Annotated in this window: 12 protein-coding genes, 3 pseudogenes and 1 CRISPR repeat array; of the genes and pseudogenes, 10 read left to right on the top strand and 5 right to left on the bottom strand. The window is 67.8% G+C overall.

The genetic code is table 11. The features are described 5' to 3' along the window. Positions 1-286: 286 nt before the first annotated feature. A CRISPR array of direct repeats spans positions 287-743; the repeat unit is 26 nt; unit sequence GTTCCCCGCGCGAGCGGGGGTGAGCC. 177 nt (positions 744-920) lie between these two features. Continuing rightward, positions 921-1,370, top strand: coding sequence for a hypothetical protein (locus ACIBBH_RS41400; RefSeq protein ID WP_399414002.1), 450 nt, complete (start codon positions 921-923; stop codon positions 1,368-1,370). A gap of 9 nt (positions 1,371-1,379) precedes the next feature. Here the strand turns inward: ACIBBH_RS41400 and ACIBBH_RS41395 are convergent, their stop codons facing one another. Together ACIBBH_RS41395 and ACIBBH_RS41390 are read right to left on the bottom strand one after the other, a co-directional pair. Beyond that, complete coding sequence (locus tag ACIBBH_RS41395; protein WP_399414000.1) at positions 1,380-1,847, bottom strand: SAM-dependent methyltransferase; 468 nt, start codon at positions 1,845-1,847, stop codon at positions 1,380-1,382. Between the two features lie 31 nt (positions 1,848-1,878). Beyond that, positions 1,879-3,267, bottom strand: coding sequence for a Tat pathway signal protein (locus ACIBBH_RS41390; protein WP_399413998.1), 1,389 nt, complete (start codon positions 3,265-3,267; stop codon positions 1,879-1,881). A 328-nt stretch (positions 3,268-3,595) separates the two neighbouring features. On the opposite strand from ACIBBH_RS41390, the gene ACIBBH_RS41385 reads away from it, so the two are divergent. From ACIBBH_RS41385 to ACIBBH_RS41350, 8 genes are all read left to right on the top strand, one after another. Beyond that, positions 3,596-4,198 (top strand): hypothetical protein, encoded by a 603-nt coding sequence (locus ACIBBH_RS41385; RefSeq protein WP_399413996.1) that lies wholly within the window; start codon positions 3,596-3,598, stop codon positions 4,196-4,198. Beyond that, positions 4,195-4,782: a hypothetical protein gene (locus ACIBBH_RS41380; RefSeq protein ID WP_399413994.1), complete on the top strand. Its 588-nt coding sequence runs from the start codon at positions 4,195-4,197 to the stop codon at positions 4,780-4,782. The genes ACIBBH_RS41385 and ACIBBH_RS41380 overlap by 4 nt, the downstream gene beginning before the upstream one ends. Before the next feature lie 166 nt (positions 4,783-4,948). Next, complete coding sequence (locus ACIBBH_RS41375) at positions 4,949-5,152, top strand: DUF5999 family protein (RefSeq protein ID WP_399413992.1); 204 nt, start codon at positions 4,949-4,951, stop codon at positions 5,150-5,152. 901 nt (positions 5,153-6,053) lie between these two features. Continuing rightward, positions 6,054-6,227, top strand: a complete 174-nt coding sequence (locus ACIBBH_RS41370) for an FxLD family lanthipeptide (protein WP_234518395.1) — start codon at positions 6,054-6,056, stop codon at positions 6,225-6,227. A gap of 82 nt (positions 6,228-6,309) precedes the next feature. Beyond that, on the top strand, positions 6,310-9,372 hold the full coding sequence (locus tag ACIBBH_RS41365) for a lantibiotic dehydratase (protein WP_399413990.1): 3,063 nt from the start codon (positions 6,310-6,312) through the stop codon (positions 9,370-9,372). Then, on the top strand, positions 9,369-10,640 hold the full coding sequence (locus tag ACIBBH_RS41360) for a lanthionine synthetase C family protein (RefSeq protein ID WP_399413988.1): 1,272 nt from the start codon (positions 9,369-9,371) through the stop codon (positions 10,638-10,640). Before ACIBBH_RS41365 ends, ACIBBH_RS41360 begins: the two co-directional genes overlap by 4 nt. A gap of 24 nt (positions 10,641-10,664) precedes the next feature. Beyond that, complete coding sequence (gene fxlM / locus ACIBBH_RS41355) at positions 10,665-12,746, top strand: methyltransferase, FxLD system (RefSeq protein ID WP_399414006.1); 2,082 nt, start codon at positions 10,665-10,667, stop codon at positions 12,744-12,746. A 101-nt stretch (positions 12,747-12,847) separates the two neighbouring features. Further along, the gene (locus ACIBBH_RS41350) at positions 12,848-13,966 is read left to right on the top strand and encodes a hypothetical protein (protein WP_399413986.1); all 1,119 of its coding nucleotides are present in this window, start codon (positions 12,848-12,850) and stop codon (positions 13,964-13,966) included. A gap of 62 nt (positions 13,967-14,028) precedes the next feature. Here the strand turns inward: ACIBBH_RS41350 and ACIBBH_RS41345 are convergent. Next, positions 14,029-14,968: pseudogene (locus tag ACIBBH_RS41345) on the bottom strand (IS701 family transposase); the annotation flags it as partial. Between the two features lie 60 nt (positions 14,969-15,028). Beyond that, positions 15,029-15,163, bottom strand: a pseudogene (locus ACIBBH_RS41340) (transposase); the annotation flags it as partial. Positions 15,164-15,249: 86 nt separating this feature from the next. On the opposite strand from ACIBBH_RS41340, the gene ACIBBH_RS41335 reads away from it, so the two are divergent. Beyond that, a protein-coding gene (locus ACIBBH_RS41335; protein ID WP_399414004.1) for an IS5 family transposase occupies positions 15,250-16,046 on the top strand; the annotation gives its coding sequence in 2 pieces (ribosomal slippage) (positions 15,250-15,583 and positions 15,583-16,046; 798 coding nt in all). A 61-nt stretch (positions 16,047-16,107) separates the two neighbouring features. Here the strand turns inward: ACIBBH_RS41335 and ACIBBH_RS41330 are convergent. Further along, positions 16,108-16,260: pseudogene (locus ACIBBH_RS41330) on the bottom strand (IS481 family transposase); the annotation flags it as partial.

Here is a 16,260-nt window from a genome sequence, read left to right as displayed (position 1 = left end):
GACCGACGTCAGGTGAACTGGCAGTTCACCACCCACGACGCACGCATCAAACTGCGCCACCTCTATCCCAAAAATTAGCCGCGACAATCTACTAGAGTCTCGCTGGCGCTTGTCATCGTGCGCGGCTCCCGGCTTATGGAGGTGGACCAGTGGCAGGCATCTCAGCACAGGCCACTGACAACGGCCGTTTGACCGGTGGCCGCTTACTCACCCGGTCCCATCTGCAAGAAGTCACCGCTCAGATAACGAATTGATATACGTACCCTGTATCTGCAGGTCAACAAGCCTGTTCCCCGCGCGAGCGGGGGTGAGCCGGCCGCCGCTGCTTCCTCGTCGAGACCAACCGTCTGTTCCCTGCGCGAGCGGGGGTGAGCCGGCCGCATGGCCGCGCGCCCGCTGGCCGAGGACCTGTTCCCCGCGCGAGCGGGGGTGAGCCGGCCGGCATCCGCGAGGAGACGCCGGAGTACCACTGTTCCCCGCGCGAGCGGGGGTGAGCCGGTGACCGGCCCTTCGCTGACGTCGCCGTCGACCTGTTCCCCGCGCGAGCGGGGGTGAGCCAGCGGGCCGAGCGCGAGGCGATCGCACACGCGCGCTGTTCCCCGCGCGAGCGGGGGTGAGCCAAGGCCGCCCCAAACGCCAGCCCGGGACGACCTGAGTTCCCCGCGCGAGCGGGGGTGAGCCGCCCGCCCCTGCCTCACACGTGCGTGCCATGCTGAGTTCCCCGCGCGAGCGGGGGTGAGCCGACATCCAGGCTGCAGAGCCCAGCAGTTCGTACGGCGGCAGCTCCCCCACCTGTACGAAGCGGGCGGCCGGAAGGCCGCCGAGGCCCTGGGCGTGACCTTCACCTGGACCACGTTCCACCGGGACGCTCTCCAGTCGCTCGCGGCAGACTCCTACGCCGCTCTGAGGAAGCCGAGCGGATGGCCGGCCAGTTCTATCGCGTGGCGCGGGAAGCTGCGCGCCGCGAAGCGCCGCTGTTGGCGGCAGGCAACATGACCGCGAAGCAGGCCGCGAAGAACCTCGCGGATCGGCTGGCCACCAAGCACAAGCTGACGTACGTCGTCTACCGCAACGGGGCGCGGGTTCCGGTGCGCGCGTGGGCCGAGGCCGCCACGCTCGCGAAGTCGGCCGTCACCTACAACGCAGGCACTCTCAACCGAACCCGCCAGGCCGGAGTGACCACGGTGGAGGTCGTCGACGGAGCGGACTGCGGCTGGACCACCCACCAAGGCCCCGACAAGGCCAACCCCACGGTGCGTACTGTCGATGACGCGGTGGGTTGGCCGATCTCCCACCCACGTTGCCGTCGTGCCTTCGGGCCGCGCCCTGATATCACCGGATCGACGAGCGCGGCTTCCGGGATCACGTGATCGCAACCGTTACGACTCGGCCCAGTACTCACTGAGCATCTCGCCGGGCCAGGCCGGTTCGTGGATCTCACCTTGAGGCCCCATCTCCTGGAAGTAGGGGCCGAGGTCGTAGATGGGAGTCCCGTCGACCGCGTCCAAATCGGTGACATGGAGGTCCAGGCCATCGACCTTGAGCAGCCTGGGGAAGCTGGTGGCGAGTTGGTTCGGGCGTCGGTGGTTGCGATGCGCGAACGTGCCGGATGGCTCCCAGCGAGGGTTGTTCCGGGGGCTGCGTGCGTGCAGAGCAACGTCAGTCGGGGACGCCTGGCTGAAGTGCCAGGTGACGATCAGGTGGGAGAACTCATCCAGTCCCTTCACGACTTCGAGGGGGAACTTCGGATCAAGGCGGATAATGCACTCGACGCCGCCCCAGTTGTCGTCCGAGACTTCCGTTCGGCCACCGACAACGGTGCCGATGGGCTCGATCCGCAGAGTCATAGTGCCCTCCTCATCCCTCTGCCGAACGTGATCAATCTACGGTGCGCAGGTAGTCGGCTGCCCTGGTTTCCAGTTCGACAGCGGCTGGGATGCCGCGCCGCCGGTACGGCGAGAGGAAGGAGCGCATCTCCACGACGCGCTGCCGAGCTCGGCCGGAGTAGACGCCTTCCTCCATAGCGTCGAGGGCCTTGGACCAGGTTGCACACGCCTCTTCCACATTGCCCGTAGCAATCTGTGTTGCCCCGAGGTATCCGAGTGTCACGGCGTGCGTCCTCTTGAATGCAGGTCCGCGAGTCCGGACGCTGCGGTCAAACTGGCTGATCGCCCCCTTGTGGTCCTTGAGGTCGCGCAAGGTGCACGCCGTCTCATGGGCCAGTGACGCCTCGCCGAAGAAGAAGGTTCTGGCGGGCTCTTCGATGCCGTCATGGGCACTTCGGAGGTCGTCTTCGGCCTGAAGCAGCGTCTTCATCGCCTTCTTGTCCTGCCCAGTTGCAGCGAGACAACGGGAATGGACAACGCCGAGCAGTGCCCGTTCTCGTGGCGTCGCGGACTGATATCGCTGGCCAGCGACTGAGGCCGTCGAGAGCTCCAGGGCCTTGCTGAACAGACGCAGGTCCAGGGCTTGATGCGCCATGGCACGGAAGATATGGCCCGAGAGCGGAGCGTCGGCGGCTCGGGCGGCCAGCTTCAGTCCAAGAGCGAAATACCGCTCGGCGATGTCATGCTCGCCGTTGTCGAAAGCCATCCAGCCGCTGAGGTAGGACGCTTCTGCCGCGGCGGAGAACATCTGGCGGCGGACGTGGTCATTGGGGAACGTTCCTACGAGATAGCGGGCGACGTCCGAGCGTAGGTACTCGACGAGAGCGGTCCGGCCGTGGCCGCCGCCCCGGCGCTGGTCCATACGGGAGAAGGCCAACGTCATTTCGCGCACGTTCTCTACGTCGCCTCCGCCGATGCGCTGGGAGCCCTTCTGTTCCGAGTTGGCTGGCTCCCTTGCCATCTCGGTCCACCAGGCATCGGAGGGGACAACGAGGGCGGCGGCCGAGTACACGCCTCCACGCAGTAGGTTCCGCCGGTCCGGATCCAAGTCAGTGCTCCCCAAGTCGGTCAGCGCGGTCAGCGGTTCGACGCGCCAGTCCAGTGCCCCCTGTGCCGGCGAGTCAGGCGCTGTGAACCCGGCTTCGGCAGGAGTGATGATGCGCTTCAGGCGACGGGACAGCGCCTCGCACATGATTATGGGGGCCTGACCAGATGGGGCGTGTCCGGCCACCCAGTGCTGGACGTGCTGGCGAGCGATGTGGGCGTAGTCGGTCAGGCCGCTCTCATTTGCGATTCGCACGAAGGCGCTCGCCGCCTGGGCCCGTGACCAGCCTGCATCCTTCAGTAACGCCTCGAACCGTTCGTTTCGCTCGCGCGCCATGATGCGGCCCCCGCCTGCTGATGATCTCGAGTCAGATTTGTCAACTGCGCTCGGCGCGCGTCGACATGAGGTGGCAATCCCAATCTATTGCTGAATCCCAGACGACATCCACTGAACTGAAGCGAAAGCCTTTGCCGCCGTTGACCGGAAGTGAGTAAACGATCTTGTGTCACGTTTGGCAGCGGCGCTCCCTCTGGCGGGTACCCGGGTCGAGCCGGGGGCGGTTTGCTGTTCGTAACCACCACGCGGCTCGCGTATGGGGCGCCGATTGCTGAGCTGCCCAGCCCTCTGGGCGCCGGAGCCCCCAGCCATGAAACAGGGAGTCCCCGTGAACCCGTCCCCGCACTACCCCGCACCCACCGCCGCGGTGACGGCCGCGTTCAGCACCAGACCTGTGCCGTCCACCCCTGTGCCCACGCAGCGTCCCGGCAGCGTCAAGGAGGAGGCCGAGCCCAAGCTGTTACGGCTCCCCTTCAAGGTGCCTGACGAACCGGTGTTCGTGTGGGACGGAAGCGTTACTGCGACCGCCGCCGCTGGCAGGAACGCCCGGCTTCTCGCTCGTACCCGCCTCACCGTGGCCCGGTGGACGGGCGATGCCGAGGACGCAGCCCGGATCGTGGAGAAGCTCGTGGACAACGCGGCCAGGCACACTCCCGTGGACGAGACGGAGAAGATCCAAGTGCATCTGTACGTCGACTCCGCCAGCCAGCTGTTGGTCGAGGTCGATGACCCGATGCCGGAATTCCCCGGCTTCTTGGCCGCGTTGGCCTGGCAACCGGCCGGTGAGGGCGAGAAGCCCCGCGGCCTGTGGTGTGTGCAGGAGTCCGGGGCCGAACTTGCCTTTCGCCGTCTGCGGGACGCGAACGGCCTGGTGACGGGCAAGGCCGTTCAAGCCCTGCTGGCCGGGGCAGTTCCGGAGGTCTCAGCATGACGACGACACAACTGCCCCGTCGTGATTCCAAGTTCGACCAGCGCCGCCCGGCCCCGGAGGTCCATTTCAACGAACCGCTGTTGAGGGGTGTGCCCCGGGAGCCGGCTGCGGACATGGGCACTTTGGCCGACCGCATCCGGCGCCTGATGGCCCTGTCGACGGGACAGCAGCTCACGCTTCCGCTGGGCGGTCAGTACTTCGACATCGTCGTCACCGCGAGCGGTCCCGCCGCATACGGGGTGGTGAGACTCATGGACGAGATCCAGCGGTCCCCGGGCGACGCTCCGGACGCCTGTGGCCCTGTCATCGAGGATCCCCAGCGTGGCTGGCTGATCTGGCTCGTTCCGCCTGGGACCGGTGACCGTTGGGCGCCCCACCGCTTCGCGATGTGCCTCGGCAGGCCGCATCAGCTTGCGCTCCCTCCGCTGGATCAGAGCGAGCCGCCTGGTCCGTACTGGCTGAGGCGCTGCCGCAGTGACCGCCTCGTGCCTTCTGGGCCGCTGCGGGATCACCTCAACCAGTTCCAACCCGGCCCCGTGCCGCACGAAACGCTACTGAGCTCGGTACTGAGCGACATCTCGTGATCTCCGCATATGGCGAGGCGCCCCGTCCCCTCCGCACGCGGCACTAGCTCCCTGCTGCCGAGGCTTTCATTTCCCCCGGTCTCGGCGGCAGGGCCTCGACCGTAGAGGAATCAGGGAGCGGACATCACGGCTCCACGACCCAGACCTCCCTGTCGATGAGGAATCCATGTGCCAGCACCAACCACCATGTCCGCCAGCAGATGCTACGGATCGTGAAGCCGCTCGTGCCGCAGCTCACCAACCGGCGCAGGGCTGGACGCTGCTCTGCAACGGAGTCCTCCTCTTCGAGGACACCGGAGAGTTGCTGCCGGACGGCCGGATCGTCGAGCCGCACCGTCCGTTCTCGAACGTGACGAGGGCTGCGGCATGACCACCCTTCCTATGCCCTGGTCTGCCGTCGTCCCTACATCACCGCTCGTCGTGGCGAGGATCCAGACTCAGCCGCGATGCTCGGCCTTCGCCCTGGTGGGCGCGGGCTCTGCTACCTGGACGAGGGCCCCAGGGATAGGGACGACCAAGGGGTCCTCTGGGCCCGGTGTTCCCAGACTCGCGAAGACGGCTGGCCTGTTGGCCCTCCGCGATGGGGGGGGGAGGTACATCCGTCCCGGCAGCTAGAGACGATGAGTGGGCTCCGGTGTCAGGTGTGCGTTGTCCAGCCAGCTGCACCGCCAGCGGTTACCTGTTCCTGGCACCGAGGCCAGATGATTCTGTGGAGCCTGGTCGGCTGGAGGGTTCCCGTACCTGGCAGCCCCCTCTCTGCCTTGAATGCGCTGCGCTTGCGGTCAAGCAGTGTGGCCATCTGACGAGGTCCGGAGCTGCGACGCTTCGGGTGCGCGTGCCCCGCCTGTATGGGGTGATCGGCACTCTCTACACCACCGGCCCCGGCATGCGGCCCGTTCCCGTGAGGGGCAGCGACGAGGCCGCGGATAGGTCCTTGTCCTACAAGGACCATTTGCTCAGGCCCTGGTTCCTGGCCTCCCAACTTGTACGCGAGCTGTGAGGTATCACCGTCGTCGATCTCGAACAAGAGGTCGCGACGACTCCCGATTAGACGGTCGCCCCGGTGGACCGGCTGCTTCGAGCCCGGTTCATCGGGGCGGCGCAGGAACTCCGATCCGAGGGCATGCGGCCCCGCACGTTCCACGCGCGGAGCATGACCCCTCGGACCGGTGGCCGGTAAACACCTCCGCGGCGTAGCCGTCTTCATACGCTCATGCAGGTGTCCGGCAGCACCAACATCCGTAAATCCGCTTTCAGAAAAGGGAGTTGTAATGAGCCCCCAGATCACGCACGCCACGCAGATGCAGCCGCAGGGCGCGGGTAGCACGGACGGCTTCGACCTGGACGTCACGCTCGTCGAGGTCTCCGACCCCGCCGGTCTGGTCAGCCTGACGGACGACGGTTGCGGCGAGACCTGCGGCGCCTGCACCACCAACGTGGCCTGACCGTAGGGCACACGTGCACCCAGGCCGGTGCCTTTGCCCGTCGGGTGAAGGCACCGGCCGCCCCTGGACCACGGAGGTCGTGATGGCGTTGAACACCGCGTTCCGAGCCGGGAAGACCGCTCTCGTTCGCGCGGTCGCGTGGCCGACGCTTCCGGTCGGGCCGTGCCCCGGCCTTGGCGACACGTCGCCCAGTAGCGCGGCTGCCCAGCTCGCCTGGTTGCGGGAAGTTTGGTCTCAGGAGGAGATTGTCGAGGCGCTGGAGCACGCTAGTCCTGCCCTCGCTTCTCAGGTGCGGACCTTGTGTTCATCAGGGGCCCCGTCCCCGCGGGATGTGCGCCGAGCTGCCACTTCCGTGAACCGCTACCTGTTGCGTGCCGAACACCGGGCGACTCCTTACGGCCTCTTCGCCGGCGTGGCCGCAGCCGAGATCGGACCGCGAGCCAGCGCGTCATGGGGTTCTGATCACGCGGTTGTGAGTCGGGCGAGCGCGGAGTGGCTGGCGGCCGTTGTCGAGCGGCTGGAGTCATGCCCCGAGCTGATGGATCGCCTCCTGGTGACCTGCAACAACACGGCCATGGAGCGCGATGGTCGCCTCATCCTTCCGTACCAGTCCGACACGCGGCGGCGCGCTGTCGAGGCGTCCCTTGCCCTGACGGAACCGGTGCGGACCGTTCTGGACGCCAGCCGACAGCCAGTGCGCGCCGGTGTCCTCGCCGACAAGCTCGCCGCAAAACTCCCGGCGGCCGGACCCGAGAAAGCACGTCGGCTTGTGCGGGACCTGGTCCGGCACCAGGCGCTGATCTCCAGCTTGCACGCACCGAGCACCGAAACCGATGCCCTGCACTACCTGCTAGTCCAGCTCGACGCCGTGGACGCCGACACCGTGGCCAGTGTCTGGGATCTGGTCAGCGCACTGCGCGCCGTGCAGGCAGACCTCCACGGTTGCGGCGTGCGCAGCGGCCGGGCCCGTGCCACCTCGCGGATGAGGGCTCTGGTCCCGGGCCTGCGTCGCCACCCTCTGGCTCTCGACCTTCGCCTCGACGCGCGAATCGAACTACCCGAGGAGGTCACCCAAGAGATCCAGCGCGCGGCCAGCATCCTTACCAGAGTCAGCGCCCTCCCGTACGGGACTGTCGCGTGGAAGGCGTACCAGCGTCGGTTCTACGAGCGGTACGGCATCGGCACGATGGTGCCGCTCCGCGAAGTCGTCGCCGACAGCGGCACCGGATTCCCCGATGGGTATCCGGGCGTGCCGGCCGACGATCGCAGACGCCGACTCTCTGAACGAGACGACACGTTGGTGCGACTGGCTCAGGCCGCCGTACTCGACGGGCACGACGAGGTGGCCCTAACCGAGGACCTGATCGCGGCCATGGACATCGGGCCCGAGCGCCCGCGGGTGCCCCCTCACGTCGAGGTGGGTGTCCGGGTGCATTCCGCCAGCACGGAGGACCTTCAGCGCGGGCGCTTCCGGCTGGAGGTCATGAGCGTGTCCCGGGGAGTCGGCGTCACTACGGGAAGGTTCCTCAGCGTGCTGGCTGCGGAGGACCGCGAGCGTCTGCTCGCCGAGCTGTCTGACCTGCCGACGGCAGACGCCGACACCATTCCCGCCCAGCTGTCCTTCCCGCCGCTGCTGTCTACCAGCGCCCATGTCACTCGTACCCCACAGGTCCTGCCCACCGTGATCGGAGTGCAGGAACATCGCGCGGCGAGCGAAGACGTACTCACGCCCGACGGCCTGGCGGTGGCCTGCGACGGCCGCCGCATGTATCTGGCCGCGCCCGAGCGTGGCCGCCGGGTAGAGGCCGTCGGCATGCACGCACTGAACCTCAGGGAGCACACCCCGCCGCTGGTGCGGTTCCTCACCGAACTGTCCCGGGCTCAGTGCGCGCAGGTCACCCTGTTCGACTGGGGTGCTGCGAACGCGATGCCGTTCCTACCCAGAGTGCGGTATGGGCGCACCGTGCTGGCCCCCGCGCGGTGGCGACTAGAAGCGGCCGAGCTGCCCGGACGCAACTCCCCCCACTACGATTGGGACGCGGCTCTCGATCAGTGGCGGAGCCGGAGGCGGACACCGCAGCGGGTCTACCTCGCCGAAGGGGACCGGCGCCTGCTCCTCGACCTAGACCAGGCAGGGCCTCGGACGCTGCTGCGCCAGCATCTGGCCCGCGTGCGCTCCGCAGTCCTCGTTGAAGGACCGGACCCTGCCGCCTACGGGTGGTGCGGCGGACGAGCACACGAGGTGATCGTGCCGCTCAAGGCGATGCGACCTCCAGGGTGGCCAGCCTTGCCGCCCCCTACGCCAGCCCGTACCTTCTCCCGGGCGCAGATCCAAACCCCCGGCGCCGCGTCCTTACTGCTGGCCACGCTCTATGGCGACCTGAGGCGCCAAGACGTACTGCTCGGTCAGCACCTCCCGAGGCTGCTGGACCGGCTGGGCGGCTCACCGTGGTGGTTCATCCGCTTCCGGGATCCTGAACATCACCTACGAGTGCGCATCGCCCTGCCCGAACCCGCCGCCTTCGCTGAAACCGCCCAGGTAGTCAGTGCCTGGGCCGACAAACTACGCGCTGCCGGACTGCTGGCAGACCTGCGATTTCCCACCTCTTACCGCGAGATGGGGCGCTGGGGCTCCGGTGCGGCCTGGGACGCTGCCGAAGCAGTGTTCCGTGAGGACTCCCGCACCATCGTCAACCAGCTCGCCCTGCCCCAGCGTCCGCACCAACGCGCCCTGGTGGCCGCGCACACCATCGCCATCGCCACCACCTTCCTCGGCACCCAAGAGGCCGCGATGGAATGGCTGATCGACCACATCCCGTCCGCGGCCCCCGCGCCGGTACCGCGCCCGGAGTTCACTGAGACCTTACGGCTGGCCGATCCGTCCGGCGGCTGGGCGGCGCTGCGCGACGCCCCTGGCGGGTCGCCCATCGTGGATGCTTGGGACGATAGGGACGCAGCGATCGATACCTACCGACTCCACTTCCCCGGCCCGGATACCCAGGGCATCCAGGTGGACGACGTCTTGTCCTCGTTGCTGCACGTCCACTTCGTCCGGCACGTCGCGGTCGATTTCCCCGAGGAAGCCGTCTGCCTGTACCTCACGCGCGCCGTCGCCCTGGCCTGGATGTCCCGGAGGGCACAGTGACCAACCGTGCCGCGTTCCAGATGGCGGAAGAGATCGCGAACCTACTGGCTGACCCTGCCACCGCCCCGGTCGGCTCGGACACAACAACGACTCACCGGCAGCAACTTGCCTACGGGCCGACGGGGATCGCGCTGCTGCACATCGAGCGGGCCGCCCGCGGCCTCGGCCCGTGGCAGCATGCCCACGCCTGGGTGACTGCTGCTGCTCGGCAACCGTTGACCAGCGGGTCTGACAGCCACCCCTTCTACGGGGCTCCTGCCCTCGCACACGCCGTGGCCTGCATGGCAGAGCACCATGACGGTCCGTACCAGCGCGTTCTGGACACCCTTGACGTGCAGCTCACCGCCGACGTCCACCGACGGGTCGACGCTGCGCATCGACGCATGGATGCGGGCCTGCTGCCGAAGCTGTCGGAGTTCGATGCGATCCGTGGGCTAGCCGGCTACGGCGCCTACATCATCCGGCGCTACCCCGAGAGCGAGGCCGCGCAGGCCGTCCTGGGGTACTGCGTGCGTCTGACCGAGCCCATCACCGACAGCGGAGACGTGTTGCCGGGATGGTGGGTGACGAGTGGACCTTCCGGAAGGCGAGACGAGCGGTTCCCCGGCGGCCATGCCAACACCGGACTCGCGCACGGCGCCGGAGGCGTCCTCGCGCTCCTGGCCCTGGCAGTTCGTCGTGGCGCTCTGGTCGAAGGCCACCGCGACGCTATGCGGAGCATCCTGTCCTGGCTGGACCGCTGGCAAGAGCGGACAGGGCGGGGCTCCGTGTGGCCGTACTGGGTCACCCGCACTGAACTCCGAGAAGGGCGGCTCGCTCCATCCGCGCCGCGGCGGCCGTCCTGGTGCTACGGAACGGCGGGCGTCTCGCGCGCTCAGCAACTCGCTGCCCTGGCCCTCGGCGACACCGCTCGGCAGATCGAGGCGGAGGAAGCGATGGTGTCCTCCCTCACCGACCCTGCTCAGCTGAAGGCCACGACAGAAAAGGGCCTGTGCCACGGCATTGCGGGACTCGCCCATATCGCCGCCCGCATGGCGGCAGACGCTCACCCCGCGACCGCCGTCCAGCTCCGTGCCACGACCACGGCACTCCTGACCACCGTTTGTCCAGAAGGGATCGACCCGACGGATGCCGCAGTGGCAGAGGTCCAGGGAGATGCCGGTTCTGGGTTCCTTGACGGTGCCGCTGGCATGGCCCTGGCGATCCAAGCCCCGGCCACCGGTGTACCACCCCACTCTGCGTGGGACGCATGCCTGCTCATCGACTGACCGCTGCCGGCCCAAGGACCCGCCATCTCTTCCGCCTGGCACCAGTACAACGTCACCTTCGCCGACCGCGAGACCGGCAAGCGTGTCATCAGCGAACGCCTCGGCCCCGCGCTGCTCGCCGCCGAGGGCACCGGACAGATCGACAGCTGGTGGTTCATGAACAAGCAGCCCTGGCCCCTGCGCTACCGCGCGGCCGAACCCTCCCGGCAACTTGGTTCGCTCCTATCCGACTTGGTGGACGCCGGCACAGTGGTGTCCTGGGTGCCGGGGATCTACGAGCCCGAGACCACCGCCTTCGGCGGCATGAAAGCCATCGACTTCGCTCACGATCTCTTCCATGCGGACAGCCGTCATCTGCTCGCCTACCAGCCTGGCCCGGGACGCCTCGGGCGGCGGGAGACCGCCGTCCTGCTGATCAGCGCCATGATGCGTGCTGCGGCGCTGGACTGGTTCGAGCAGGGCGACGTGTGGGCGAAGGTCGCAGAGGTCCGCCCGGCAGCAACCCAGCCGCTCACCCTGGAGAAGACCGCTGCTCTGGCACCCGCCATGCGCAAGCTGATGACCGCGGACGCCCACAGTCTGTGCAGCCCTGGACGGCCGTTCGAAGGGCACGCGGACTGGGTCGCCGCCTTCGAACGAGCCGGTAGCGCACTACGCGACCTCGCAAACAACAACGGCCTCACCAGGGGCCTTCGGGCCGTCATCGCCCATCACGTGATCTTCCACGCCAACCGTGCAGGGCTTCTCCGAGATGACCAGCACGCCATGTCCCACATCGCACGAGAGGTAGTAATGGGATCGAGTGACAACAACGCGTCGACCACGGACGCCAGGGTCTCCGCCGCTAGCGTCAGGGCGGTGAACACCGACACGCTCAGCACCGCCGAGCCCGAAGCCGCACGACTCCGCAACGCCCTGGTCGACAAGATCCGCGAGGCGGGATACGCCCGAACGCCCGCCGTCGAGACGGCGCTGCGCACCGTACCGCGCCACAAGTTCGTGCCCGACGCGGCGCTCGAAGACGCCTACGCGAACGCGCCCGTCAACGTCAAATATGACACCGACGGCACGTCGATCTCCTGCGCCTCACAGCCCGGAATCGTGGCCCTTATGCTGGATCAACTGGAGGTCCAGCCTGGTGAACACATCCTCGAACTCGGCGCCGGCACCGGGTACAACGCCGCCCTGCTCGCCTACCTGGTCGGTGAGAGCGGACACGTCACGACCATCGACGTCGACGACGATCTCGTGGAAGGTGCCCGGACCCACCTCGCTGCCGCCGGATTCACCAACGTAGAGTGCTTGACCCGGGACGGGGCTGTCGGCCACGCCTCGGGCGCCCCGTATGACCGGATCATCGCCACCGTCGGCGCGCATGGCGTTCCCCACGCCTGGATGCAGCAGCTCGCACCCGGCGGAAGGCTCCTGGTCCCTCAGCGTCTCAAGGGCAGCGTCTCCCGTTCCATCGCCTACGAGCAGCAGGACGAGCGATGGACGAGCGTCAGCAGCAAGATGAACACATTCATGCCGCTGCGGCGGGGCATCGCTGACGACGACCGACGCGTCATCCCGCTCAGCTCGGACGGCACCGTACGGCTCCAGGCACCGGCCGGGCAGCCCATCGACGCCCAGGCCCTGGCCGCAGTCCTGGAACAGCCGCGCACTGAGGAATGGACCGGCATGACGGTCCGCGCGATGGAATCGCCCGAGTGGATGGAGCTGTTCGTCTCCTGCTCGCTGCCTTCCGGCCTGATCCGCATGCTCTTCCCGAAGGACGCCAAGGGCACCGTCCTCACCGACGACCCCTACCCGTCGTCGACCGCGGCGATCGACAAGGGCGCTGTGACGTACCTCGCCCGACGTCTCTCGGACCAGAAGACCGCCGAGGGCGGCAAGCTGTGGGAGTTCGGCGTCATCGGCCATGGGCCCGGCAGCGATGAGCTGGCCGCACAGGTCGCGGACGCCATTCGCACCTGGGACCGCAAGTACCGCGGTCGCGAGCCCAAGTTCGAGATCCGGCCTCTCGACGCCCCGGCGGTCGCCCATGCCCCCGGGCTCTTCGCGATCGACACCCCGATGAACCGCATCGTCATCGACTGGCGCTGACGCAGACCGAGGGCGAGGAAGGCGGTGCCTGTCCTGTAGCTAACGGGCACCGCCGGTCGCCCTCGCTCATCCCAATCACCGTTGCCTCAGGGGGAGGACACATGGACCCGCACGGCCCGATAGCCAGGCGATTCCCGCTCGTTGCCCGATTCCGGCCCGCCTGCCTGCCCCTGTCCGCCCGTGTGCGGTCGCTGGCTGAACTGGCCGACAGAGCGTCGAAACAGAGTGAGCCAGGACTGGCCTCCACCGTCTTCAACCAGGCCGCGCTTCTCGCCTCCGACCTTGATCTGCCCGACCTGGCCCGATTGATGTGCCATCGGCACGCGGACGCGTACCTCCGGGCCTGTCCGCTGCCAGCCATGAGCGCCATCCGTGGGCTGGAGCCCTTGGTTAACCTCGCCCGCCTGCAGATTCGCGCCGGCCAAACCGACGACGGACGTCGGCGGCTCCTGGGCCTGTACGAAGCTGTTGGCGCAGGCCGCGCCGCCGTGTTCGAAGGCATCACCGTTCCGGACGACCTCACCCGAGCTTCCGAGGACCGACGGGAAGTGCACGCCTGGCTCTGGCGCGTGGTGCTCGCCGACGGCACGCGCACTCTCACGACCGCGGGCCGCTGGCTGGAAGCCTTGGCCCATATCGAGCAGCATCGAGGCGTGGGCACACGGATGCTGGACGGACGCCAGGTCGCCATAGTCTTCGCCCTCACCGCGGGCGATACAGGACGTGCTGCGAAGCTGCTTGAGGAGACGGTTCCTGGAGATCCGTGGGAACAGGCCGTCATCGCCTGCTTCAAGGTGCTGTGTCGCCGCTACGCTGGCGAGCACCTCGACGACTGCTTGACAGATCTCGTCAGCACCTACCTCAACCACGAAGCCGAGCCGGGAATGACCGTCTTCGATACCCGTCTCGGCCTCACCGTGCTGGACGCGATTGACTCTTCCGAGCACCCTGGCGCCCGCCCACTCGTAGATGACCTAGCCCGACGGACATTGGAAGCGCAGAACGGCTATGCCGCTCGTGAACTCCTCGCGCACCGCTTGTTCACCACGGTTGCCGCAGCCGGCAAGGTTCGGGACTGTACCGCCTTGGTCCGATCTTGCGGCCTCGGGGGGCGGACCCTTCCGGATTCACTGCACCGCACGCTCTCAGCTGCTCTGGACTCCAGCGAAGTGGTGATCTCTGGTTCATTGAGCGCCACGAAGACGGGTAGCTCCGCGTAGTGAAGCTTCCCCTTGATCGTGGACACCTGGAGACTGGGACGTGAGCCCAGAGGAAGCAGTGCCCGCCAGCGGAGTTTGGCCAGCCGCACGAGTGTGGCCAGGGGCATGCCGGAGGGCAGGCTGGACAGCCAGAACTGGACCGGTTCCGGCTCGGTGGCGGGCCATTCGGCCAGCAGCCACCGCTCGGGCAGTTCCGCACCCTGCGTGGCCTGGCGGATCTCGCGTCCGGCGGGGCGGATGCGCAGGGCGACGAAGCGCGAGTACATGCGCTTGAAGCCGCTGCCGCTCTTTCCCGGCCGGGAACCCTCGCGCCAGGACACCGGGCGGGCCGCCTGCCGGCCGGCCTGCATGACCAGTTCCTTCACCGTCATCGGCTTGTCCGGATACCTCGCCACCGGCGGGCGACCGATGCCCTGATAGGGCGGGGTGAGCGGCCGCGCGTGTCCGGGCTGGGCAGTGAGCCGGGAGGAGATGCCGACGGCGTAGGCCAGTTTGCGTTTCTCCAGGCCCAGGCGGAAGGCTGTGGCGTCGCCGTATCCGGCGTCGGCAACGACCAGGGGGACGTCGACGCCCCAGCTGCGGGCCTCGTCGATCATGTCCAGGGCCAGCTGCCACTTCTCCACGTGTCCGGCCTCGGCCGGGATCCCGCACCGCGGGCGGCGGGCGACCTTGACCGGATCCGCCTCCGGCGAGGCCGGATCCCAGGAAGTGGTCGGTGTCGTCGACGATCAACGCCTCCGGCCGGATCGCGTCCTGCGTCTTCCATGCCAGGCGGGCTCGCACATGCGCCGGATTCCATGGGCTGCTCGTCACGAAGTGCGCCAGCGCCTGCCGATTACCGTCCTCACCCAGCCGCGCGGCCATCGGCTCCACCGACTTGCGCCGCCCGTCCAGCAGCAGCCCACGCACGTACACCTGCCCCCAACGCCGCTGATCAGCGCGGAAGAACCCGTCGAACAACTCCGCCGTGAACGCCTCCAGATCCTCCCGGACCTCGGCCATCTCCCCAGGTGTCACACCACCACAACGACACCAAGACGCCGCCAGACACGCCACTCACGGGTGAAGCTGACCAAGCCCTACTAGCTCGTCGGGCAGGTCCCGCCAGGGCGAGTTGGTGCGGTACTTCCACGCGATGGCCTCAAGTGTGCGGCGGTGATCGGCCCACCGTCGTCCGCGGACCGGATCTGCCGGCATCAGCGGCGCAATCCGCTCCCACGTCACATCAGTGATCACTAAGACGTCGTCTCATTTGGAGTGTTCGATAGTCTGGCGTCGTGGGGATCGTTGAGCGTCTCGTGCCGGATGAGTTGTGGGAGTTGTTCGAGCGGGTGGTGCCGCCCGCTCCGTCTCGGCCGCAGGGTGGTGGCCGACGACGGTACGGAGACCGTGAGGTCCTGGCGGCGATCATCTTCGTGGCCACGTCGGGCTGCACCTGGCGGCAGTTGCCCCCGTCGTTCGGGCCTTCAGGGCCGACAGCCCACCGTCGGTTCACCGAGTGGAGCAAGGCCCGGGTCTGGGCCAAGCTCCACCGTCTGGTTCTGGACGAACTGGGCAGGCGCGGTGACCTGGACTGGAGCCGGTGCGCGATCGATTCGGTGAACATGCGCGCGATGAAAGGGGGGAGCTGACAGGTCCGAATCCTGTCGACAGGGGCAAGAAGGGCTCGAAGATCCACTTGATCACCGAGCGGACCGGTCTGCCCCTCTCCATCGGCATCTCAGGCGCCAACCTCCACGACAGCCAGGCCCTCGAACCCCTCGTCCGCGGCATCCCGCCGATCCGCTCCCGCCGCGGACCGCGTCGGCGGCGCCCCGCCAAACTGCACGCGGACAAGGGCTACGACTACGACCACCTGCGCCGATGGTTACGCCAGCGCGGCATCACCCACCGCATCGCCCGCAAGGGCATCGAATCGTCCAAGCGGCTGGGCCGACACCGCTGGACCATTGAACGCACCATGGCCTGGCTCGCCGACTGCCGCCGACTCCACCGACGCTACGAGCGCAAAGCCGACCACTTCCTGGCCTTCGCCAGCATCGCCTGCACCCTCATCTGCTACCGAAGACTCGCCAAATGAGACGACGTCTAATCGGACAGGCACATCCGATCAACCGATGAGCCCACCAAAGGGACACGGCCTAGTTGTATTGCCCAGTGAGGTTAGGAACGCGGCTGGCGGGTGGTTGGCCCTTGAGAGCGGTGTGTCCGCGGTGGTGATTGTAGGTGTGCAGCCAGTCGGGGAAGGCGTCGCGTCGTTCCTGTTCGCTGCGGTAGGGGCGGGCGTAGGCCCA

The organism is Streptomyces sp. NPDC051636 (assembly GCF_044453765.1).
Taxonomy (GTDB): Bacteria; Actinomycetota; Actinomycetes; order Streptomycetales; family Streptomycetaceae; genus Streptomyces.
The sequence above is the reverse complement of the archived record's forward strand: the minus strand, read 5'-3'. Positions and strand labels throughout refer to the sequence as shown.